The 24137-nt window shown below is 57.3% G+C and carries 22 protein-coding genes; all 22 read right to left on the minus strand.

Annotated features, from left to right (window positions below):
* Positions 1–3: 3 nt before the first annotated feature.
* The gene (locus GDA65_11805; GenBank protein ID MBA5863378.1) at positions 4–1071 is read right to left on the minus strand and encodes an SIS domain-containing protein; all 1068 of its coding nucleotides are present in this window, start codon (positions 1069–1071) and stop codon (positions 4–6) included.
* Positions 1065–1922 carry an SDR family oxidoreductase gene (locus tag GDA65_11810; protein ID MBA5863379.1) on the minus strand — a complete coding sequence of 286 codons (858 nt, stop codon included), beginning with the start codon at positions 1920–1922 and terminating at the stop codon, positions 1065–1067. Before GDA65_11810 ends, GDA65_11805 begins: the two co-directional genes overlap by 7 nt.
* A gap of 30 nt (positions 1923–1952) precedes the next feature.
* Entirely contained in the window at positions 1953–2825 is an 873-nt protein-coding gene (locus GDA65_11815; protein MBA5863380.1) for an N-acetylneuraminate synthase, read from the minus strand.
* 152 nt (positions 2826–2977) lie between these two features.
* Positions 2978–3562: an acetyltransferase gene (locus tag GDA65_11820; GenBank protein ID MBA5863381.1), complete on the minus strand. Its 585-nt coding sequence runs from the start codon at positions 3560–3562 to the stop codon at positions 2978–2980.
* Between the two features lie 75 nt (positions 3563–3637).
* Entirely contained in the window at positions 3638–4393 is a 756-nt protein-coding gene (locus GDA65_11825) for an acylneuraminate cytidylyltransferase family protein (protein ID MBA5863382.1), read from the minus strand.
* Positions 4393–5298 (minus strand): methyltransferase domain-containing protein, encoded by a 906-nt coding sequence (locus GDA65_11830; protein ID MBA5863383.1) that lies wholly within the window; start codon positions 5296–5298, stop codon positions 4393–4395. The genes GDA65_11825 and GDA65_11830 overlap by 1 nt, the downstream gene beginning before the upstream one ends.
* Before the next feature lie 75 nt (positions 5299–5373).
* Entirely contained in the window at positions 5374–6444 is a 1071-nt protein-coding gene (locus GDA65_11835; GenBank protein MBA5863384.1) for a gfo/Idh/MocA family oxidoreductase, read from the minus strand.
* A gap of 10 nt (positions 6445–6454) precedes the next feature.
* Positions 6455–7324 (minus strand): DUF2437 domain-containing protein, encoded by an 870-nt coding sequence (locus GDA65_11840; GenBank protein MBA5863385.1) that lies wholly within the window; start codon positions 7322–7324, stop codon positions 6455–6457.
* On the minus strand, positions 7239–8261 hold the full coding sequence (locus GDA65_11845) for a phosphotransferase (protein ID MBA5863386.1): 1023 nt from the start codon (positions 8259–8261) through the stop codon (positions 7239–7241). The genes GDA65_11840 and GDA65_11845 overlap by 86 nt, the downstream gene beginning before the upstream one ends.
* On the minus strand, positions 8261–9040 hold the full coding sequence (locus tag GDA65_11850) for an SDR family oxidoreductase (protein MBA5863387.1): 780 nt from the start codon (positions 9038–9040) through the stop codon (positions 8261–8263). The genes GDA65_11845 and GDA65_11850 overlap by 1 nt, the downstream gene beginning before the upstream one ends.
* Positions 9041–9129: 89 nt before the next feature.
* Positions 9130–10884 carry an asparagine synthase (glutamine-hydrolyzing) gene (gene asnB, locus GDA65_11855; protein MBA5863388.1) on the minus strand — a complete coding sequence of 585 codons (1755 nt, stop codon included), beginning with the start codon at positions 10882–10884 and terminating at the stop codon, positions 9130–9132.
* 1 nt (position 10885) lies between these two features.
* Positions 10886–11620: an acylneuraminate cytidylyltransferase family protein gene (locus GDA65_11860; GenBank protein ID MBA5863389.1), complete on the minus strand. Its 735-nt coding sequence runs from the start codon at positions 11618–11620 to the stop codon at positions 10886–10888.
* Entirely contained in the window at positions 11620–12771 is a 1152-nt protein-coding gene (gene neuC, locus GDA65_11865) for a UDP-N-acetylglucosamine 2-epimerase (hydrolyzing) (protein ID MBA5863390.1), read from the minus strand. The genes GDA65_11860 and neuC overlap by 1 nt, the downstream gene beginning before the upstream one ends.
* A gap of 22 nt (positions 12772–12793) precedes the next feature.
* Positions 12794–13783, minus strand: coding sequence for a hydroxyacid dehydrogenase (locus tag GDA65_11870; GenBank protein ID MBA5863391.1), 990 nt, complete (start codon positions 13781–13783; stop codon positions 12794–12796).
* Complete coding sequence (locus tag GDA65_11875) at positions 13780–14790, minus strand: N-acetylneuraminate synthase (GenBank protein ID MBA5863392.1); 1011 nt, start codon at positions 14788–14790, stop codon at positions 13780–13782. Before GDA65_11875 ends, GDA65_11870 begins: the two co-directional genes overlap by 4 nt.
* A gap of 100 nt (positions 14791–14890) precedes the next feature.
* Positions 14891–15763, minus strand: coding sequence for a glycosyltransferase (locus GDA65_11880; GenBank protein ID MBA5863393.1), 873 nt, complete (start codon positions 15761–15763; stop codon positions 14891–14893).
* A gap of 5 nt (positions 15764–15768) precedes the next feature.
* Positions 15769–17577, minus strand: coding sequence for a CocE/NonD family hydrolase (locus tag GDA65_11885; GenBank protein MBA5863394.1), 1809 nt, complete (start codon positions 17575–17577; stop codon positions 15769–15771).
* Between the two features lie 93 nt (positions 17578–17670).
* Positions 17671–19104: a hypothetical protein gene (locus GDA65_11890; GenBank protein ID MBA5863395.1), complete on the minus strand. Its 1434-nt coding sequence runs from the start codon at positions 19102–19104 to the stop codon at positions 17671–17673.
* Between the two features lie 112 nt (positions 19105–19216).
* Positions 19217–20230, minus strand: coding sequence for a hypothetical protein (locus GDA65_11895; GenBank protein ID MBA5863396.1), 1014 nt, complete (start codon positions 20228–20230; stop codon positions 19217–19219).
* A gap of 6 nt (positions 20231–20236) precedes the next feature.
* Positions 20237–21700 carry an MBOAT family protein gene (locus tag GDA65_11900; protein ID MBA5863397.1) on the minus strand — a complete coding sequence of 488 codons (1464 nt, stop codon included), beginning with the start codon at positions 21698–21700 and terminating at the stop codon, positions 20237–20239.
* A 249-nt stretch (positions 21701–21949) separates the two neighbouring features.
* Complete coding sequence (locus GDA65_11905) at positions 21950–23221, minus strand: aminotransferase class I/II-fold pyridoxal phosphate-dependent enzyme (GenBank protein MBA5863398.1); 1272 nt, start codon at positions 23219–23221, stop codon at positions 21950–21952.
* 50 nt (positions 23222–23271) lie between these two features.
* On the minus strand, positions 23272–24123 hold the full coding sequence (locus tag GDA65_11910) for a hypothetical protein (GenBank protein MBA5863399.1): 852 nt from the start codon (positions 24121–24123) through the stop codon (positions 23272–23274).
* Positions 24124–24137: the final 14 nt, after the last annotated feature.

Here is a 24137-nt window from a genome sequence, read left to right on the forward strand (position 1 = left end):
CATTCAGACGGTTCGCAGGAGTTCCCGTTCGACCATCTCGCAGATCGTATGCCAGGCGAGCAGATGCAATTCTTGTATGCGTGGCGTCGAATCGGCCGGCGCCCGGAAACAGAGATCGGCATGCTCCGCAAGGCTTCCCCCGCTGGCGCCGGTAAATCCAATCGTCGCGGCCCCTTTGGCCCGCCCCGCCTGCAAACCACGTATCACGTTTGCGGATCGGCCGCTGGTGCTGATGCCTGCCACGAGATCTCCCGGTTTGGCCAAAGCGCGGACCTGCCTGGCAAACACATCAGCGAACTCCCAGTCGTTGCCGACAGCGGTGAGAATCGAGGAATCCGTGGTGAGGGCGATGACCGGCCAGGGCTCGCTTTCACGCAAGAAACGGCCCACCAATTCACCGGCCACATGCTGGGCATCTGCGGCGCTGCCGCCGTTTCCGAACAGCAGAATCTTATTCCCGGAACGGATGGTCCGCACGAAAGCCTGCATGATTTTCACCAGTGTCGGCAACGACAGCTCAAGGAGACGCTGATGGGCTTCGAGGCTGTTCTTGACGATCGCGTACATATCCTTTTCCAGGGCACCCGCATTTTCCTCAAACATGTGGATCTGGCGTATCAGGCCACACGCTTCCGCAACGGCCCCCGCTCCACCGGGTTTGGACAGGATGCGATGCGCAGCGGCTTTGGCCGACGGTGTTGCGTTCAGAGGAGCCAGTCCCAACCCGACGTGCCGCAGCGCTGAAGCATCGCGGTCCCCGTCGCCGACGTAACAGAAATCATCGAGCCTGACGTTCAACTCGCGCGCGAGCCCCTCCAGCGCGAGCAATTTCTCCTTCACTCCCCGCCTCACCAGATCGCAATTGAAACGGCGCGTCAATCGATCGACGGATGGCGTGTCCTCGCCAGTCACGAAGGCGACCGTAAGACCGGCGCGTTTCGCTTGCGTCACGGCGTCAAGGTCCTGAAAGCAAAATCGTTTGTCTTCATCACCGGATTCGGATAGGGACGCCGTGCCATCCGTCAGTACCCCATCAATGTCCAATGCAAGCACTCGAATTGTGGTTACCATACCGTACGTCCTCCATCCATAATCATATTCGTGCCCGTCATATAGGACGACGCGTCCGACACGAGAAACACGACTGCAGCCTTGTATTCATCCTGTCGGGCCATCCGCCCAAGGGGAATCAGGCTGGTCAGACGAGCCACAAATTCTTGGTCCTGCCCGGTATAGACACCTCCCGGGGACAGGGCATTGACCCGAATTCCATGTTCAGCCCAATAGGTGGCGAGGTATCGGGTCAATCCGATCAACCCGTGTTTGACGACAGAATAGCTGACGGGCTTTACTGGTTGTTGATGATCCGGCAGATCCGCGCGGCGATAGATACGCTGATCAGGGGCGATGACTCCAAGATCGGAAGCGATATTCAGAATCACGCCCCTGCCGCGCTTCGCCATGTCCTGGCCAATCAACCGGCTGCACAGAAATGCGCCTGTGAGCCCCACGGCAAGGTCTTCATTCCAGCTCGTCAGCGAAAATTCCTCAAGTCTGGAACTCCCCTCATTCGCGCCCTTGAGTTGCTCTTGTTTCGGATTGCGGGCGGCATTGTTGATCAGAATATCGATCTGTCCGAACCGTTTGGTCACCTGCCGGACGGTTCCAAGGATCGACTCCGGCTGCGTGATGTCTGCAGCGAGCGCGACGGCCGGAACGCCGTATTTGTTCGACACGCGCTCAGCGGTTTCCTGCGCATGGCGCGTGTCGATATCGATCAGGACCGGCGTCCCTCCCATCTCCGCGATCGCGTGCGCGTGTTGCGCACCCAAGAGGCCTCCGCCTCCGGTGATGACCGCGACCCGGCCGGAGAGGTCGAACCGAGCGCGGACGCCGGCATCCGCAAGATTCCCTGAGCTCATCAGATGTCTTCTCCCGTGTGACGAAACGGATCAGAGGCCCACTCGACGCAACTTGTTCATCACCGGCACCTCGCTCGGGTAGAGGCACTTCTTGCCGTCGCCCATAGCTTTATGGATGGCCCGAACATCCTTTACCAAACGCCACACACCCTGCGGCTCAATCGAAGCCGCTTGATCGCTTCCCCACATAGCCCGATCCAACGTGATATGGCGTTCGATCATGCAGGCTCCCAGCGCCGCTGCGGCAACCGACGTGGCTAAGCCGACTTCGTGACCCGAGTAGCCGATCGGGACGTCGTACCGCTCGCGCAACGTCTGCAGGGCTGCCAGATTCAATTCTTCCACCGACGAAGGATAGGTGCTCGTGCAATGAAGAATAATGAGATCATTGGTCCCCAATACTTCGACCGCATGATCGATCTGCTCGATGGTGCTCATTCCAGTCGAAATAATGAGCGGCCTGCCGCAACTCCGGTGATGCCGTAATAGATTGTCGTCGGTCAGACTTGCTGAAGCGATCTTGTAGCAGGGCGGGTTGAACTGCTCCATGAAGTCGACCGAAGGTTCATCCCAACAGGACCCGTACCAGAGAATATCTTTCTCCCTGCAGTAGCGATCGATTTCTCCGTACTGTTCGCGCCCGAATTCCAACCCGCGCTTGAGATCACCGTTGGTCTTTCCAAAAGGATTTTCGCGAGGTTTGCTCAGTTCCTCAGGCGTATAGACGATCTCAAGCGTCCGCTTCTGGAATTTGACGGCGTCGCAGCCTGCAAGCGTCGCGGTGTCGATAAGCTTCTTGGCGATCTCAACGTTTCCATTGTGATTAATCCCGATCTCGGCAACTATGAAACAGGGTTGCCCCTCACCCACTGAAAACTTCCCTATCTGAACAGTGCGGCTCATCGTACCCCTCCTTTGTAAAAAATAAGTGTGTCGGCTGTTTGTGACTTGAAGAATAACGGACAACGCATGGATTGGCGCTGAACTGATGGTCCAGCAACTTCTTCGGCGATTACATCCACGGGTCCGAAGATCGTGGAGGCCTCACCTCGATCCTAATTATCCTTGTACAGGCCCTGTTCCCGGGAACTGTCACTGCAGGCGGGCTTCAACTGGGCATTGCGATAGCGAATGAGTTTTGCCGGATTGCCGGCCACAACGGCATAGGGTTGGACGTCTTTCGTGACAACCGAGCCTGCGGCGAGCACGGCTCCGTGGCCGATGGTGACGCCGGGCAAAATGATCACCCGCGTTCCAATCCACACGTCATCACCGATGACGACGGGATCAGGGCCGGTGCCACCCTGCGCCGTCATCGGGATATCCAGCCTGTCGGACTTGTGATTCGAGGTGATAATGATAACATCCGGTCCCATCATGACGTGCTTCCCCAGGGAGACCGGACCATACAATCGGCAGTTAATGCCGAGGCCGGAATAGTCTCCGATGCGGATATTGCGTCCGTCGCCGAAGAAGGCCTTCTGTTCCACGTTGACGCCACGTCCCATCTGTGCAAACAACCCGCGGCAGGTCGCCCGGCGGAGGACCCGTGCCCACTTGCCATAACTGTTGTCCGAGGCCGGCAAATGCCTCGCGAATCCATAGTAGGCCAGAAGGCTCATCAATCGGGTGACGCGCATCGTGATGAGAGAGAATGGTCGGTCAGAGAGTCGAATCGTGCGGAGCGGCGGTACCGGGCCGCCGGCGTATGTAATTCAGACGGGATGACGCATCCCTTGTGCGGTAACGCGCTCGCCGCCGTATTGCATCTGATGGAGAGCCTGTTCAACTGCAGGGATGTCCTCCGGGTAATCGACTTCCAGCAATTCCTCGTTGTGGATATAGGGCAGCGCACACGTTCCCCACATGGACTGCTTCTCAAGAATGGCGCGGGGCCGGATGACATCTACGTATCCATTCTGCCAATACACAACCGGCAACTGTTGTCGCGGGAGCGATTGGCAGTCCGGCACGTTTTCGATCCGAAGCACCGGCTGCAACTGACCGGCCGAGTTCACGTGCCACATTTTGTACGGGGTCTGACGGGCGACACTCACCGAGCGGACCGCATCCGCTTCGGGGTGCGACCGCAACAGTTCAATGGCTTCGTCGATGTGCTCGACGCGACGAACGGGCCCCGGCGGGCGAAGATGAACCACCAACTCGGGTGAGTACCCTTCCTGCTCTGAGAACCAGTTCAGCGCATGGCGAAACACATCGATATCCGGTGACGCGTCTCCTGCGCACCACTCCGGACGGATGAATGGGACCTCGGCTCCCCACTCCCGTGCGATCTGGGCAATCTCCTGATCATCCGTCGATACCACGACTCGCTTGATCCATTTCGACGCCAGCGCCTGCAGGATCGAGTAGGCGATCAGCGGCTTTCCCGCGATCGGGAGGATGTTCTTGCGAGGGACGCCTTTCGAGCCGCCCCGCGCCGGTATGAGCGCCAGTATCGTCGGATCCATCAGGCCTTTCTCGCCAACAGGCGAATCCAGGCGCCTGCTGACCGGTCTTCGTGATAGTGAAAGTGAGGATGCACCCTCCGATCGATCCAGTGCGGAGGGTGATTGAACAGTTTCTGCGAGGCGCGCCGGGCGCCTTCTCTCATGATATGGCGCCATCCGGTTTCGGGCGTTGTCCGCCCGCAACTCGACACGGCAACAATCGTCATGCCGCTCTCCTGGAAAAGCCGAATCAAGGATGCCTGCGTAAAGAACAGCAGATGGGGAAGGTCCAGCGGCGATTCAGATAAGTGTTCCTCATTCGGCACTTCGCAGAACACGTGTCCCTGTTGCGTCAGGAGGCGCTGAATATCCTTCAGAAATTGACGGGGTCTCGTCAAATGTTCCAGGACATGGGAAAAACTGACCACATCCCAGAAAGTCCTCGTCTCGAAGAGGCTGGCGTACAGGTGATGCCCTGCTTCCTGTATCTGCCTGCCGCAGCGTAGGTCGGGTTCGATCGCCCCTGTTCTGGCAACCTGTTGCCGGCGGGCTTCGTCAAGCAGCAATCCATGGCCGGCCCCGATGTCGAGCCAACTTCCCACTACCCTCAGAGATTCCAGGACAAATTCGACTTGCGCACGGGCCCTCACGGAACCGCCATCCCAGGCATCGGGGCGGGTGTCGTCGCCGCTCTGTCCCCGCTCCGCCCGATAATTTTCCGCGTAAAACGCTTCAAGCTCGTTCTCTTGAGGCAATGGGCAGGCAAAGGCGGCATGGCACTGTTCGCACGACCGGATGGAGAGTCCAGAAAAAGGGCCCCGCGATTGCGTCGCTCCGCTCCGGTACGGCCGGACAACGGCCGTTTCCTGAGCCAAGCATACGGGACAACGGAACGCGGTTGTTTCTTGGAGCATCGTCGGCATCATATCGTTGCCTGATTTCCGGGTTGCGTGGAGTCCTTGGAGCGGAGGCGTCTCCACGTTCAGTTGAAGCGCCAGGATTCAGTGGTTGTCGGCGAGCGTGGTCCGTTGATCGGGCGCGAAGGCCACGGGGGCGCCCCCACGAAGCGACTCGTCGGCCAGGAGAGAGAACCGGAGGCTGCGGACTGATTCCCGCAGGTCGACCAGCGGCTGAGTTTCGCCCCGTAAACAGGCAAGAAAATGGCGGAGTTCATCCACAAACATCTGATTGCGCTCAAACCCGCGGAACTGGATCTGCTGAGTCGTTCGTGACTTCACGTCATGAAAGACCACCTGATTGCTATAAAAGTCATAGTGAACCTTCCCGGCATCTCCGATCACTTCGCAAACTCGCTGCGCAGGCCGTTGCAGGTAGTCCAGGTGAATGTGCACTGGAAAGACTCCGCCGCGATCCTCACAGGACAGCAGGACACTGACGGAATCTTCGACGTCGAGTTCGAGCCCGCTGAGGTGTCCTCCGACGGCGTACAGACGGCGAGGCATTCCGAACAGCCATAAGGCATAATCGAATTCGTGTGTTTGAATGCGGAGCGCCCCTCCCCCGAGGGCCCTCCTCGCGGCGTGGCTTTGCCGGTAGTCTTCATAGGGGTGCCAGTCCGGAAGATACTCCCCGTTCACGATGTGGACGGCAGCGAGCCTCCCGAGACGGCGTTCTTCGAGCAGATTCTTGATCCAGCGCAACCCCGGATGGAAACGAAATTGATAGGCCACAAAGGCCGTCAGGTTCTTGCGCTCGACAATCTCTATCAGCTCCTCGACCCCATCGAGAGAATCAGCGAGGGGCTTCTCGATAAACAGGTGACATCCCGCCTTGGCTGCCGCCAAGGCGACTGACAGGTGCAAGCTGTTGGGATTCGTCACGAACACTGCATCCGGTTTCTGACCCAAGGCGTCATCAAGATTCGAAAAGGATCGGATGTTGTACGTCGACTCCAGGGTAGCGCCTTGCTTTACGGTCATGTCTGCGTTGAGGACAGGGCTATCGCCGTTAGCCCGATAGGCGAGGATCTCGACCTGCTCGCCCATCAGCGCACGAAGGTTCCGGACATGCCGTTGGCCAATTGAACCGAGTCCCGCGAACAATACTTTCATCGTCTCCCCTTTACACGGTTTCTGCCGTGGCGTGCCCGCATGCTCCGCAGGCTGCGATCCGATTCACCAACCGTCCGATTCCTTCAATCTCGACGGCCACCTCATCACCCGGAACTACGGCCGGCTTTGGCGGCGGGGTGCCCAGGGCCACCACGTCGTAGGGTTCCAGCGTCATGATGCTCGATACGTAAACCAGGCACTCCACCACGCCGAATCTCATAGCTGCGGTCGTACCCTGCTGGACGACCTCTCCATTCCGCCGTGTGAGGAGAGTGAACGGACGGATCGTGGAGTCGAGATTCAGATAGGGACCCATCGGTGCGAACCCATCCGCAGACTTCTTCACCGCAGGCGGAACCACACGGAGGGTGCTGTCACGACCTGAAAGATCGTTGACCACTGTCCACCCTAAGATGACACCCGGCGCCTCGTCCTTGGTCAGGTTCCGGCATCGCCGCCGCACGACCACCCCTAGCTCTCCTTCTGCGACGACCGATCGAAAGACAGGGGGCAGCTCGATGGTTGTCAGGTGACCCGTGAACGATGACGGCGGTTTAATAAAGAACGATGGGTAAGGATCAGGCCCCAGCGGCTCCTCCCCTGGAAAATTGGCGCCGATCCCGACCAGTTTCGTCGCAGGGACTGGCGGCAGGAACCGGACCTTTGCTGCGGCGACACGCTTGTTTGTCTTCGTGAACCCGTCGAGCGGCGATCCGGACAAGAGCACCAGGTCGGTTTCATCCGGCGCAGCGTACCAGACCGTTCCTTCCCAACTAATTCGTGCGATCCGGTCTTCACGCACAGACGCCACTCGCCTTGAGAAATTTGATGTTTGCCAGGTGGAGCGGACAGATGTTGTCGATGAAACAGGTGTATTCACCCGTCGTTCTTACCCGATGCAGGATCCGCAACACCTTTTCGATTTCAATGCCCACCATCGCATGGTGTAAGTCATGAAGAAATTCCGGCTTCTGATGCTCCGCCCCCGCAAATACTGCAATGGCCTTCCGCAAGACCTCGGGGCTCCGCTCGCGCTGCAAAAAGGCGAACCGCACAATGCTAAATCCCAGACAAGGCAGCCGCCGGTCGATAATCATGTTGTCGAGATCGATCATGGTCGCCTGGTCTCGATCGTGATTGAATAGCGCGTTCCGCGGATGGAAATCCGTGTGGACCAGGCACTCGTTAGGCGGCAAACTGGGACGATCGCTGAGCGTTCGTTCCACGGCCCACTCGACAATATCCCACTGGTCGAGAATCCGGGCATAGGCCTGGCGAGCCGGGGCCTGGTCCTTAAGAAATCCCTGCAGCGTGGGCACCTCGCTTGCGGTCGTACGAAGGGGATACGCCTTGTGAAAACCACTCATCCTCTTTCTGGTTTCCTCGCTGAGGCAAGCCAGTCCTTCGGCATGAAGTCTACGCAGCGAACTCGCACTGCGTCGGGGGTCCAATTCCGGGTCGGCATATACCCTGCCATTGTTGAACACATAGAGACGTAAGAGATGGCCCTGGTAACGATGAACGAAGCACCCATCGTCACCACGAACGATCTCTTCAACCGGGAGGCCGGCACGATGGAGCTCGAATACCGCCTGACCCACGACCTCGAGCCGCTCGGCCACCCCCTGCTGCCCGTAGAGAGCCTGGGGATGAGCCATCACCTTTAACAGGAACCGCCCGCCGGTCGCCGAGTATTCGAACAGATTATTGCTGACTTGAAACTCAAAGGTGAGCGGGGCGAGCTTGACCGGACGCCCGAGCGAAGCATAACTCGCAGCAAGATGCTTGATGAGAGCGGTGAACGGAGGTGTCAGCATCAGTCAAGCCCCGCATACATGCCGCCATCCACCCGGATGAAATTTCCGGTGAGATAGGCGGCGCGTTCCGACGCGAGAAAGGCGACCACGTGGCCGACATCCTCCGGCGTCCCCAGGCGCCCTTTCGGGATGCGCCCGATTGAGGTGGAAAGTGCCTCGTCGAAAGAGGTCTTAAGACTATCGGCCCTTTTCTGAATCAATGAACGTGACCGGGCAGTCATAATGGAGCCCGGCAATACCATATGGACGTTGACGTCATGCGGAGCAAGCGCGCGGGCAAGTGTGCGGTGCACTGCGGCCAGACCGCCGCGCATGAAGTTGGAAAGATCCAGCCCTTCGATCGGAGCTTTCACAGACAGCGACGCGATGGTGATGATGCGCCCCCACCGGCGCGCGCGCATGCCCGGTACGACGCGCCGGATTGCTCTCATCAGGGAGATGGCCTGCTCGTCAAATGCCGTACGCCAGGCGTCATCGGGCAGATCGAGGATATTCCCTGGCTTGGGGCCACCTGTGTTATTGACCAGGATGTCGGTACCGCCGAAGCGCTCTTCTACAAAACCGAACAGCCGTTCGAGATCGTCGGATGAAGCCAGATCTCCGGGAAAGATGAGCGCGTCGTGACCGCGTTTGATGAAGCCGGTCCGCGCGGCATCAAGCTTCTCCCTGGAGCGCGAGAAGATAACAACGCGATGTCCTTCCTCCCCGAGGCATTGCGCGGCGGCGAGACCGAGTCCCTCGGATCCCGCAAGAATGACGGCGGTTCTCTGTGTCTTCACCTGATCTGTCTCACGTTGATCACAACTGTTTCAATGGTGTCGCCGGACGGCACAAGGGTGAACAGGCAACGGGTGCGATCCGAAGCGATCTACGTCTTGTGAGCGGCTTTCATCGATTCAATCAGATGGTGATTGAGCGCGACACTGATCCATTGCCACACATAAAAAGAATTGTCGCTCTCGCCCCGGAGGTATCGCTCCCATGACTCATGCAGACGAATCTTGTCAAACCATCCGCTCTGGGTGACGCTTGCATGCGCCAGACAACTCTCCACCCAGTCCCGGAGGGGCCCTCGCAACCATTCGCGCTGTGGTGTCTGCACGGGCCGTTTCGGAGCCTCAGCAAAGTCTTTCGGCAGGAGCGGGCGAACGATTTCCCGGAGGAGATATTTGTGCTGGTCGTGGCGGATGAGACGATGATCAGGCTGTTTGAAGGCCAGTTCAACCAACCGGTAATCGAGAAACGGTTCCCGCAACTCGCAGGACGCTTGTGAGGAAGCTCGATCGTTGAAACGCAATGCCCGCGGAAGTTTCGTATACCGGAGATCGCAATAACGAAGGTTCGACAGCCGGCCTCGAAAGGGTTCCGGATAGACCGGCCGAGGCCGCAGCGAGGTGAAGGCCTCTGAGAGACACCCATGGCTGGTCGACCCATTGAGAGATCCCTGGACGGGCATGGATCCTGATAAGGCACTCCCTGCGCCTTGTGCGTAGTAACTATACCCTGCCCACTGTTCGTCGAGGCCCTGCCCGTCCAGCAGCACCGTTGTTCCGGAACTCTTGGCCAGCTTGAAGAGTTGAATCATCGCCAAGGTCGGAAATCCCCCGAACGGCTCCTCTTGAGAAAGGATCGCTTCTTCGGCGAGGTCGGGGATCTCAGCCGCAGCAAGATACGCTATGTTGAGCGGATAGCGGGTTTCTGCGAGCAATTTCCTGACCCATGGTGTTTCATCGTAGGCGGCATCACCACAGGCGAAGTGGTAGGTCTGGATATCCTGGCCTGAACCGAACAGCTCCTTCAACAGCGCAACCAGCGTCGAGGAATCCAGGCCACCGCTGAGGCAGACCCCGACGGGGACGTCTGAGCGGAACCGAATTCGCACAGCATCCTGGAGAAGCCGGTGGTATTCCTCGCCGACAATGCTGTCCGAACGTTCGTCCGGCCAGGATGACTTCACCCGTTCCGGAAGGTCATACCAGCGATGTAGCTCAATACGGCCGTCTTGCCAGGAAAGATAATGGCCAGGAGGGACCCGCCTGATACCCTTGAAGAAGGTACCGGAACCGTCATCATAGGCACCGAAGCGGAGGTAGGCGAACCAGGTGTCCTGGTCGGGCTCCAAGGGGACGCCAGCCGCTGCGAGTGATTTGATCTCCGACGCAAAATAGAGCGTACCGTCCACTTCGGCATAGTAGAGCGGCTTGACCCCGAAACGATCTCTGACCAACAACAATCGCTCGGTAAGACGGTCCCAGATCGCACAGGCGAACATTCCGTTCAGCCGGTGGAAACTGTCGGGCCCCCACCGGGCAAAGGCTTCAAGGACAACTTCCGTGTCAGTTCCTGTTTCAAATGACCTCCCAAGGTCGGACTTCAACTCGAGATAATTGTACACCTCTCCGTTGTAGGTCATGACGTAACGACGATCGTGACTTATCATCGGCTGGTGACCGCGGGAGGAGAGATCGAGCACGGCCAGACGCCGGTTGCCAAGTGCCACGCGAGATTCAACCCACACGCCTTCCCCATCCGGCCCGCGATGCGCGAGGGGACGGGTCATGAGTTGAATCGTGCGATCAGAGGCGACTCGCTCTGAGTCGACGTATCCGCTAATGCCACACATGTTAGAGATTTCCACTTCGTTCTAGGGCGATCTGCTCCGACATCATGAGTTCGGCCAGCTTGAGATCGAGTTCTGTATCGATACTCACCGATCGTTCCAGAGGCATCACGTAGGGACGAATCGTTTGGCCCCAAATGGACCCCTGCTCCATCAAGACGCCCCGCCTGGTCAGATAGACCGATCCGTTACGCATGTACGCCGCCGGCTGGTAATCCTGCCGTCTGGTGCCTTCCTTCTCTTCCACGCAAAACGGCAGGAGGACGTCATTGTCGATGCGCTTCATCAGGATGGGGTGTGTGGCAAAAACCCGCACCACACTGATGACGGAATCACAACCGCCCGCCATCCCCAAACGGAGGCACTGCTCAAGATCCGAAACCGTACGAAACGGTTCCGTCGGTTGGAGAAGACAAATCCAATCCATACGGACCGCATCCTGTCTTTCAATAAACTCGACCGCATGTTGGAGCATGGGAATCATAGGTGACTCGTCGCGAGCCAGATTCGCCGGCCTGAGAAATGGCACCTCCGCCCCATACGCTCTTGCCACCGCCGCAATCTCCTCATCATCTGTACTCACAATGATGCGGTGGAACAGATGCTGCGCTGCGCGGGCATGTTCAATGGTATGGGCAATCAGCGGCCTCCCACAGACGGACCGAATGTTTTTGCGAGGCACCCCTTTCGAGCCGCCCCGAGCCGGAATCACTGCCAGTACTTTCTGGGTCCTGTCCATCAGTATGCAATCCTCTTCTCTACGGTCAGCGGGACCCGGGCCAGAATTTGCGCAATACGCTCGCCTGCTTTGCCGTCGCCGTATAGAGGACTAGAGGGATACCGGCCATTGGCCAGGTGTTTCTCGGTAGCCTCCACGATCTCGGCAGCGTTATATCCGACGTCGATGACGTTCCTCGCTCGCTCTCTGCCCTGCTGACGATTTCCGATGTTGACCACCGGAAGACCAAGATACGACGCCTCCCTGATCCCCGCGCTGGAGTTTCCTACGAGACAACGGGCGCCGGCGAGAAGTCGGAGGAAATCCTCCGGTGTCATATTCTTGAAAAAATAGATCTGCGATGTCTCCCCGGTCTCGCGGAACTGGCGCAGGCCTTTCGAGATCTGATCCGAACCGGCATCCACATTGGGCCAGAACCAGAAGGTCGGCTGGTTCAACGTCCTGACGGCAGAAATCGTCTCGTGAATCTGCGATGCAGAATCGCGATACTCGGTGGTGACTGGATGTTGCATGACCACCATGTAGCCTTGGCGCGCGTCGAAGCGGTTCCCGACTCCGGCATAACCCGCAAAAGGGTCAAAGCCATTATCCATGGAGCCTTGAACACGTTCAGCGAGATCAATGGAAGGACAGCCGGTGATAAAGACCATCTCCGGGTCTTCTCCCATGCGGATCACCCGGTCTGCCGCCTGCCGATTGGCGACGAAATGCAGCATAGAGAGCTTCGTCACTGCATGCCGGACTTTCTCATCGATCGATCCCGTGACTTCTCCGCCCTGCACGTGCGCCACCGGAATGTTGAGATAGGATGCGGCAATGGCTGTCGCGATCGTTTCAAAGCGATCCGCGACACTGATCACGACATCGGGGCGGATATTGTCGAAGATCGTGGCAAGTTCGACGACGCCTAAACCGGTCGACTTCGCGGTCGTGATCAGGTTCTCGCCTTCCAGCACCATGTAGACAATTGCGTCCGGTTGAAAGCCGTCGGCGCGAATGACGTTCACAACCTCGCCGTACCGTTCCAGCAGAGCCGACGCGGCAACGATGAGCTGGAGTTGAAGATCCGGATGAGACTTGATCGCCTGAAGCACGGTTTTGATCCGGGAATAACTCGGCCGAGCAGTGATGACGACACACACTTTCCGCATAATGACTCCGATCCGGCTTCCGTTAGGCCGGGAGGTTGTGGAGGAATTGAGTCAATTTATGAGCCATAAACACTTCCGTTTTACACATGGCTTCATGAGTGGCTCCTCCGATGTGGGGAGTAATCAGCAAATTACGCTGCTGCTTGGCATACACCAGCAGCGGGTTGTTTGAACGGATGTCGTGGCGGCGTTCCTCCGCAAGCACGTCCAGCGCCGCTCCGCTAAGCCGTCCGGCAACGAGGGCATCCAGCAGGGCCGCTTCATCCACGATCTGCCCTCGCGACGTATTCACCAGCACAGCGCCTCCTGGAAGCGCGGCCAATTCCGCTCTGCCGATGAGATTCACAGCGCCCGGATGAAGATTGACGTGAATGGTCACCACATCGCTCTCTGCAAGCAACTCAAGCAAAGACGGTTTGCGCAGAACCGCTGTCGGCCAGGTGTCGATGAAGGGGTCGTATGCGGCGACACGCATCCCGAAGGCTGATCCGTAGATCGCAACCTGCTTTCCTAACCGCCCGAAACCGACAATGCCGAGCCGTTTTCCTTCCAGATCGTGTCCCTTCAAAGCGTCTCGATTCCATCGTCCAGCCTGGACGGAATCGATCGCTTCAGGAATGCGTCGCATAAGGGCAAGCAACAATCCCCAGGTGTGCTCAGCCGTCGCGGTGATGGTGCTCAGAAAAATCTGTTCGCCTTTCAGGCTGAGGACAGGAAGATTCCGTGCCTCTGCCGTCTCGAGATCGATATGGTCGAGGCCGGTTGTCGCCGACACGATGGCTTTCAGATTCTTGCCCGCTTCGAACACTTCCCGATCGATCTGATGGTGTAGCCGGACGATCAGAATGTCATAGGCTGAGATACGCTCCAGCAGTTCGCGCCGACACAGCGGCCCGTCGTTGATCTCGCCTAACCGCGCCAGGACCGCACGCGCTTCTCCGCAGTATCCTTCGGGCTCGAGGTTGAGAATACGATACTGCCCGGGCGGGACATCTAGAACAGGGGTCCTCATGGCTCGAAATCATCCTGCGAAAAGAGTGTATCTGCCGGGACCATCCGTCGCAGCTTGCGCCCCAGGATCTCTCCGACTCGTTCGACGGCAATCCCTGTACCAGGTTTCTTGAACGTCAGATGTTCGGATGAAAGAATCGTTCCGGCAGGAAGGTCCGACATCGCCACGGCGCTTTTGGTAAAGAGGCGCCTGAGCGGCCGCATTTCTTCCGACATTTGATCCTTATCAACAGGGTGATTTCGGGTCTTCTCAATGAACCGGATCCCTTCGACAAGCTGACGGAGTTCATCGGCGGTCACACTCGCCGGCACGTCCGGCCCGGGCATCTCCCGACTCATGGTCACGTGAACTTCGAGTGCTTCGATCCCGATTGCTGCTGCTGCCAGGCCGGCATAGATAGTCCCTGAATGGTCCGACAGCCCGACGTGGCAGCGGTACCGGGCCCGATACATCGGAATAAGATTCAGGCCGATCTTTTCCGGTGGGCAGGGATACGCCGTCGTGCACTGAAGCAGGGTGGTAGGCGCCTGATGTGTCTCCAAAAACCCGACGACCTCGTCGATTTCCGAGAGAGCGCTCATGCCCGTCGATAGCAGGATCGGGATGCCGGATGCGACCATGAACTCAAGCAGCGGGCGGTTGGTAATCTCCCCTGATGCGACCTTCCACCCATCCAACCCTACACGTTGCAACATCTGAGCGGCAGGCAGTGAAAACGGTGAACTGATGAACTTCACCCTACGATCCGCAGCATGGGCGCGAAGACCTTGCCATTGTTCTTCTGAGAATTCCATGCGTCGCCAATAGTCGTAGCGCGTGGCATCCTGGCGACTGAACTTCACCCGCCAGGGCTCACCCGGCGTGCTCTCTGCTTGCGCAATATGTGTCTGGAATTTGACCGCATCAGCCCCCGCGTTGGCAATCGCGTCGATATAGGCATGGGCCAACCCCAGGCTTCCGTCGTGGGCTTGCCCCACTTCACCGATAATGAGACACGGGTCAGTCATGATGGACAAGAAGCGGTCCTTGTGGTCTAACCGGCGAACGCCGGCAAAATCGTTTCTCCAAGCAAACGCGTGGAAAGATCTCGGCAGGACCTCAGTCCGGTCAGTCGAGCAGCGAAATGGTACGGACTGCCTCTCCCGGACGAAGCGGAATCAAGGTCACAATACGGTCGACGAACCCGACGCGGACACCGGCGTTGACCATTCGTCTCCACCGGAATGCGTCGCCGCCCATGTTGAGTTTGAGGGGGGTCTGCGGATCATAGGGAAAAACCTGGTCGAGGTACTTCCGGTACAGCACAGTGGAATGGGACACATATCCCGGGCTCTTTCCGTCCGCACCGAAAGCCGCACCCCGTTCTTCCCATGTGCCGGGCTGGAGTTCCACTCGAGACCGGCCCCAGACGAACTCAAGATTTCCGGTCAATGCGCATGTCAACAGTTGTTCTATGTGATCCGGTGTATACACATCGTCGTCATCGAGATGCGAGATCCACGAGCCCTTGGCCATCTGATGCGCGAGGTTGTTCGCCTTAGTGCCCACGATCATCCACCGCTTCCTTTTGTTCTTGGGATACTGAGGACGCGTCGGCAGATTATAAAACGACACCCGCGGGTCCTTCACCGTCGCCATGCGTTCCACGGTATCGTCGGTGCAGTGGTCGCCCACAATCAACCATTCAAAATTCGTATAGCTCTGCGCCAGGACGGCCGGCAGGGTGCTTTCCGCCACCAATTGCCCCCGGTTGTACGTCGGCGTGGTGATGCTGACCAGCGGCGACCGCTCTCCCAGGTACTCATGCTCTTTTTGAGCGCGGACATGAGCCAGCAACTTACCGTCCTCGATCGCCAGCTTCTCGAACAACCGTGCGCACTTCGCCGCTCGATACCGACGGTGGGCGAAGACGGGAGCCCAGACGAGCGGACGAACAATGCGCTCATACCAACCTGATTGTTTCATCAATTCAAACGCCATGATTGTCAGCCCACCTCCATTCCACCCGGTAGTCGGGTGGCGGTCGAATCAGTTGAGGCGGGAATCACGGGCAGTACCAGGTGCGAAGGATGCGCGCGATCGTGATAGACCCGTTGCGTAGCCGGCTGTATCTCGGCATCCATCCCTTGAGGGTGTCCGGTATTGGGGTTCCGGTCCCAGAGAGGGAAATTGCTGCTGGTGACATGGAGCCGGATTTGATGTCCGGCCAGGAAGACGTTGCTCGTCGGTTGCAGCGTGACCGTAAATTCATAGATGGTTCCCGGCACCAGAAGCTCCGGTTCCCCATAAATGGAGCGGTGAAAACGCGCGCGAAGGATTCCTTCGGTCAGATTATAGGCGGTCCCATCCGGATACACATCGATCAATCTGGCAACAAGATCGGTATCGGGGGCCGAGGATGAAGCGAACAGCGTGACCACAATCGGCCCGGTTACTTCCACCGGTTGCGCGAGGGGCGCACTGGACCAAACCAATACGTCGGATCGCCCTTCATTCGGCCGCTGATCCACCGTCCCAGCCCGGATGATCGATGCCAACTCACGATCGATGACGGAGTGGTTCCCACCCAAGGTCGGAACCGGGTCATCGGGATCATACGTATAAGTAGACGGTGGCTCATTGCCCGGGAGGCGCGTGTCGAGTGTCCCGAGGCGGGCGCCATCTGCGGCGTGGAAGTAATACTTTGTATACCGGGTCCGCGCCAGGGGCCACTCCTGCTCGTATCTCCACTCGTTGATGCCCATGACGAAGATTTTGACCGGACGTTCGGCGCTCACTCCATTGTCGATCCCGCGTATCACGTAATCCAACCATCGGGTGGCAAGGGCGATTTCATCCTTTCCGGCATGGTCCCCGAACTCCCGGCCGCTCACCACACGGTTCAAATGATCCGAGGGATTGATCACAATCCGCACATCTCTCGTAGGATCGGCCTTCCGAAGCTGTTGATAGCTGGTAAACGCAGCGCCTGCATAGTAGTCGTACCATCCGCCCATAAGATAGACGGGAATGTTGATCTTTCGATACTTGCCGTCCTGACCATCTCCGCGAATGGTGATGGCCTGCCAGTACTCATCGAACGTGGAATGGCGTACATACTGCTCCCACAGTTCACGGGCGCCACGGAGGCGCGTACCCCCAACCCGCTTGTCCATCGTGATAAGCGGGAGATGGCGAAAGAAGGTCTCCAAGCCGAGAGCGGTAATTTCTGCCATGCTGTCTTTGCTATAGGCTCTTCCTCCTGCTGTGAGCGCCAACGACAGTGCCCCATTACACCGGTAGCCGCACTGCCAGACATCGGCATTCATTACTTGCGGGATAATGGCCTTCAAATTCGGGTGCTGTTCGACCGCGACCAGCCACTGTGTTCCAGCCCAGTAGGACTTGCCGTACATGGCAATCCGGCCGTCGGACCATGGTTGCTCGCTGATCCAGGTCAACGTATCGTATCCGTCACGGGCGTCGGCAAAGAAGCGATCGGCGACACCATGCTCTCCCTCCGAGCCTGCATGCCCACGGGTTGCCTGCCCGACGTAGACATAACCCGCATCGACAAACGGTTTAGCGAGGGCTGGTCCCGTCGTATTGTATCCGCGGCTCAAGACCACCGGATAACGCCCCTCCCCCATCGGACGCCAGACAGCCGTTTGCAATTTCACTCCGTCGCGCATCGACACCATGATGAGGTCGGTCACAAAATCAGACGTGTCCTCGTGCCGCCATGCATACAAACCGATACAGGCCACCCCAAGCACCAGACCCAGGAGGATACCGCCTGCCACACTGATTCGCACCTCACACCTCACTGGATCGCCGGAAGCCTAGTCCGCGGTCTTCTGTGCGCTCTCGATGAATCTCACGACTTGCACCGGCCTGGCAGGACGTTGTCAGCATTCGGCCGGCACGTTGCCGAAGTTCCAAGCCTTTGTGAAACCAGGCGGACAGGGGAGTTCCGGCAGAGGGCCCGGAGTCAGATCAGCAGCCATTGCCCCAAGGGTCTCCACGATTTTTTCACCCGCCCCGATTTCCAGGTTGGAATGACTCGTCAATCGTGTTTCATAACCACCCCCGGTGGCGCTCATCGCCTCGATAGTGGGGAGATATCCGCAAAATCCGTTGGCGAGGGAGACGGGAAACACAAATGCAAACTGCTTGGACGCTTTCAGCTTAAGTCCCAATTCGCAGAACAGCTCTCCCGGACAAGCCAGGAGTACGGCCGGACCGATCTGCATAGCGTGAAGCTCTACGTCGGCTTCAGGTTCTCGCTGCAAAAGAGCGTCAAGGAGGACTGTTTCTCGCGCAAAATACCATTCAACAGTCTGTTCTTGTGCGGCACCGTTCATCAGTAGCCGGCGGGCCTGTTCGAGCTTCTCCGGACTCGGTGGCCGCCTTGGAATGCCGAGTTGCCTGACTCGAGTCGATACCGGGGCCAATGTCCCGGGAACCGCATCCAGGAGGGCGTTGATCGCTGCAGCTCCTACGCGCGCACCGGCGCGCCGAGCCCACTTCTCACCGATCTGGTTCTGGTATCGCCCCATCGTGTCAACAGGGGTAATGTCGCCACAGGCGCCATTCAGGAACAGAACCACGACTTCCGAACCAAGACCTGCGCGGATGACCTCCTCAAGATAGAACACCCAATCTGCAGAGGTACCGCCCGGCTTGCTCGTCAGATGGCAGGCATAATTGACGACACACCCTCGGAGACGCCCCTCGCAGTCCCATGCTCCCAGAACGCCTACCTCAGGATCGATCGGGCCTGCCTGCGAAACGATATCCGGATTCCCCTGCCCCGGAAACGTGTACGTGAGTCCATTCCGCATACGGAATCTGCGGTTGAAAGCCGCCTTCGGTTCACACCCCTTCGCCGCTCCGCACTCGACTTCCACGCGACTGTCCCATGCCTCAGACACCGCTGATACGATCTGCTCTCTCACATGTCTTACGTAGCCGGGATCCGCGCAGGCGGATTGCTCATACGCGAGCCGCTGAATCCATGGTGCTGCACGATCGAACTGACCAGGCTCATAAAAACCTAACGGACCCGCGCTGTGGGAATGGGTGGCAGCAATCATCACCGAGGACGGATGGATGCCGCAACAGGCCTTGATCTGGGCTCTGGCGGATTGCACGAGCCCTCGAGGCACGATGACCGCATCGACGCTCACCAGGGCAACCTGCTCAGAGCCGTCGTCGAATACCGCTGCACGCACCTTGCAGGGATCATGAGCCGGTCCTTCGTGGACTACCCGGCGCGATCCCCCGGGCATTTCCATACCGCGTGGCGGTGTGATATCTCGCTCGGCAAATCCGGCTCTCATCGCCTCACACCGCCATGTGTTTCAATGAACTTGGACTGACCCATGCAAACATCCTGGCTTTCCTCGCTTTTGCGCCGTAGTCACCCAAGATACGGTCTATGTTTCAGGTTGCTTACGACAGGGGCCGTATCGCAGAGACGTCAAACACGGCTTTCAGGATCGCCAGCGTGTTCGCATCTGCACCCGAGTATAAGTGACTCTTATCACCAAAAAGTGTGTTGGGCAGGCATGAGATCTTCTGAATTACCTTTACGCTCTTCTTCGACTCCAGCGCGGAGAGATACGCGTCGTAATCTCTGGTGAACGAGTCCGGCAGATTTTTGCATGATTCGTCGTTAAATGGCATCGTGTACCAAAACACCTCGATACCATTTGATTGCGCAAGGTCGATCAATTTATTGAGATAAGAGTCCAATAAGCGGGAGGCCGCAAATTTTTTCAGCTCTGCCTCTTCATTCAGGTCGATCGAGCCTGATTTTTTCCCGTAGTAAAAATGTCCATTGCTCTGAACAACAGTCCGATAGGTCTCATCGTTGGTTTTCCACCTTCGCTCCTTCACCGCGTGTCTCACGCTTCCCCAGTATTTGCTGGGCAGGAAGAAGTATTGCCATCTCAAACTCTTGTCGCCAAGCGTCTTATCCTCCAGGCGACGGGAAGTCTCCCACACCTCCCGGTAATCATCGTAGTTCAGAAAGTCATACTTGACCGACATTTCCCAAAAGACATCGACCATGGTGAGATGATAGGGCGCATAGCTCAACAGCAGATTCTTTGGCGCTGGATGTCCTTTGAGATAATTCACAAGGAGGTAATAGCCCTCGATGGGTGATTGGCCGGTCAGTGCCAGATTTAGCGATTTCTTGTCAACCAGATTGGGAATGTATCCGGCCTTGGCTCTCGAATCTCCAATGACGACAAGATCCTGTCGACTCGGTGAAACAGAACTTGCGACCCGTTTCGCATTGAGCCACATCGGATAATCACGTTCCAGGATCACCATTTTCTGAGTATGGACAAAAAGCATCGTGATCAAATAGACAAAGACCACACACTGCAACAGACCAACCAGATACAAACCGTGCTCTTGGCTCCCCCTCGTATTGCTCAACAGACTCACTTTCATCACGGCGCTTTAAAACCGAAAATAGATAAACTCGCTCTCTTCAGTCAGGGACACAATTGCCAGATAAAGCATCAGGCCTATCACTATCGACCAGCTCAAATTGGGCTTCCACGAGAACCAGGGTTTATATTCTGACCTCGCATGGCTCGGCTGGTCGAGTGAGACTTCTTCGATTTGGCCCACTAATTCTTGGGTATTAGGCGCAACCAGGCATACCATTAGCAGGATCGGCGCAATGAAATATCCCAAGAGGCTCGTGGAAATACCGCCCCACCCGTTCATGCCCGCCATGCCAGTCAGGACATTCAGCGCACCGGAAAAACTTGAGGCCCTAAAGAAAATCCAGGCCAGGACAACCGCGCCCAACGTTGCGAATCTCCCGCTTCCACGCCCCCACCAGGTAGTCCGGCTGAGATCATGTCCCAACCACGCTCGCACTGACCGCCAGGCATGATTGATACACAAATAGACCCCGTGTAACGCCCCCCATGCAACAAACGTCCAGGCTGCGCCGTGCCACAAACCGGCAACAACCATGGTGATCAGTAAATTCGCATATCGTCGAACTTTTCCTTTCCGGTCACCCCCGAGGGGGATATAGAGGTAATCGCGAAGAAATCGCGACAATGTCATATGCCAACGCCGCCAGAACTCAATGATGCTGCAGGCTTTGTACGGGGAATCGAAATTGAGCGGCAACACAATCCCGAACATGCGCGCAATGCCGATTGCCATATCGGAATAACCAGAAAAATCAAAATAGATCTGACAGGTAAACGCCAGCGCTCCCCCCCACGCTTCAAGAAACGTTATTGCGGTCCCTCGTTCCGCAGTTTGAAATACGTGGGTCGCATACGAGCCGACGTGATCAGCGCAGATGACTTTCTTGAATAAACCGATGACGAATATCGTCAGCCCGGTAGCCAACCACGTCGTGTTGAACGCACCAAATGACTGTCTTCCATACTGCGGCAATATTTCTCGAGCCCGGACAATAGGTCCGGCGATCAGCCGAGGGAAAAAGGTAATGAACCAGCAGTAGCGAACAAAATCTCTTGGAGGTGTTTGACCTCGGTAGGTGTCTACGAGATAGGCGATTTGTTCAAACGTCAGAAACGAAATCCCTATGGGCAGGACCACGTGGAGATCGCGTATCGGGAGAAAACGCAGATTCTCAACAATGAACATTGCATATTTGAAATAACCCAGGAGCCCAAGATTGACCAGTATGCCGCCTGTCAACATCCATTTTTTCTTCCCAGCCTGTAATGCCTCTCCCAGGAAGTAATTGAACACCACGGAGAAAAGCAGGAGCGGGACATAGGAAACGTTCCAATATCCGTAAAAGAACACCGACGCGACGACGAGCCAGGCAATTGCAAACTGACGGCGGCCGAACCCGCCGATCAGGAAGAAAACCGCCGCCGTTGCTGGCAGGAATAGGAACAGAAACTCTAGTGAATTAAACAGCATGGCGCGGTGGATCTCTCCTGCATGCAGGCTGAAGATTCCGCAATGACAGGGTCCATCTACTTACAAGGAGAGATCAGGTGGTCACGAAGGTCTCGAGTGGCGACGACTCTGAATTGCCTCTTGCCATCCGCGCTGCCCTCTCCTCGGGTAAAGGGGGCAGACCAATCCCCTCACCGAGAATGGAGCGCTCCATGGCCTACACCAAACATGATTCGGCACCACTTCCTGCCAACATGTGCCGGGCAGTTATCACCGTGGCACGACTTCAAGTTCTGCGGGTAATTCCTGTTTCGGTTCCTGCACGACCGGTCGCTCGACCAATGGAAGCAGGTGCTTCAGTCGATCGCGAATTTCCCGACCGCTCCCAACCACCACTCGGATTATCTGTCCGATCAGCTTGATGCTCTCGGCAGTGACGGCTGCGCCGGTAGGTAGCACCAGCACCCGTTTGGCCATACGTTCCGTCTCCGGCAACCACAGCTGGCTCAATGGAAAGTACGACCGGTATGGCTCCATATTGTGGCAGCCCGGATAGAAATATCGTCGGGCGAGCACATTCTCTGCGCGGAGAATATCCACCACTTGATCGCGGCTCACGGCGGTCACGGCTTCATCAAGTTCCAAGACCACATAGTGATAGTTGTTGCGCTCCTGTTCATCGTACATGACCGGCCTGAGTCCGCGGATCCCCGTCAGCTCCCTGACATAGGTTTGATAGTTTGATCGGTTCAACTCAATAAACGTCTCAAAATCCTCGAGGGAGGTGATTCCCATCGCGGCGGATACTTCATTCATCTTCCCGTTCGTCCCAATGTAGACAACCTTGTCAGTACCTCCGAAGCCAAAGTTGGTCATCAGTCGAATTTTTTCCGCCAGCTCATCGTCGTTGGTGACGATCGCCCCCCCTTCGAATGTATTGATACACTTCGTGGCGTGAAAACTGAACACCTCCGCATTGCCAAAGTTGCCAATCATGCGTCCGTTATGAGAACAGCCGAACGCGTGAGCCGCGTCGAACAAGAGTTTCAACCCGCGCTTCTGGGCAATTCGAGTCAGAGCCTCGGCGTGGCACGGGCGCCCCCAGAGGTGCACGCCGATAATTCCCGTGGTGCGCGGCGTGATCATGGCCTCGACTTTCTCCGGGTCCAGATGGAACTCACCCGGTGCAATATCGCAGAAAATCGGGGTGACCTCCTGCCATTGGAGCGCGTGCACCGTTGCAATGAAGGTCATGGAGGGAACGATAACTTCCCCCGTAAGGCCGAGCGCACGAATGGCAATTTCCAGCGCAACCGTGCCGTTGCACATCGCGATACAATGTTTGACACCGAGCATCTCCGAAATACGTCGCTCAAACTCCTGGCTGTACGGTCCCATATTGGTCAGCCATCGTCGATCCAGGATGTCATTGATGCGCTCGAACAGAGCCGCGCGATTTCCGATGTTGGGGTACCCCACATGGAGTGGTTTCTCGAACGCCGGCTTCCCCCCGAAAATGGCCAGATCTCCCCATGTCTTCATGCCCACCTCCTTCAACTCAACTGGGTGTATGCGCTGTCGCATCTGCCTGGTTACAGAAACAGCCGATGCACCTGGTCAGCAGTGGGGAAGCCCGGATGCAAGATCTGCGTTTCGGCGTGAAGGCGAAAGGCACAGGGATAGCCACGATCGACAAACGTGTGTTCCTCAACATTGTCGAAACGTGCCCCGCAGGCGATGCGGAGTCCTTTGCGAATCCCGTTACCGGTCCGATGAACCAGAAGTCCCGAGAACATCAGGACATCACCACGCTTCATCTCGACGGGTATAAAATCCTTCTCGTCCACTAGACCGGGCTGAATGGTAATCAATGCCCCCCTGTTATTGGCATTCTGCCGATCTCCGGGTAACACGCCCAGCTTATGGCTCCCGGGTACGATTTCGACGGGATAAAAGTCTTTACCCACATCCATGAGCGGCGTCCACAACACCAGTTGATCCAAACTGCCTTGAGCCGACGACCAGTCTTGGTGTGCACCCCATCCGAAGTACCCACCCGGAATCTTTAACTCGTCGGCCACGAGATGGATAGCAACTCCGCAGGGCAGGACACTCGCCTTGCAGCCCAATTCGTTGAGCAGGTGAATGAGTCGTTCATGCAAGGCCAACGCATGGACCGACTGCAACTTACTGCCCAAACGCAGAATGCTGAGATACAGGTTAAGGTCGAACCTGAACACCGCCTTAAGCAACTCCAATAGCTCCCCACGATCAAGCTCCGGAGTGAGGAGCCCACGGGACTGCAGCAGCTGGGTGGTCGCAAGCCTCAGATCCTCCAACACTCGATTCCCGATGGCCTCAGGAATGAGGTTTTTTACGAGGACATAGCCCTGATCATTGAAAGTAGCTCGAAGAGTAGCGCTAGTGGAAGCTATGGCCTGCATCAGTTCTCCCCTTT

It is taken from the genome of Nitrospira sp. CR1.1 (genome assembly GCA_014055465.1).
Taxonomy (GTDB): Bacteria; Nitrospirota; Nitrospiria; order Nitrospirales; family Nitrospiraceae; genus Nitrospira_A.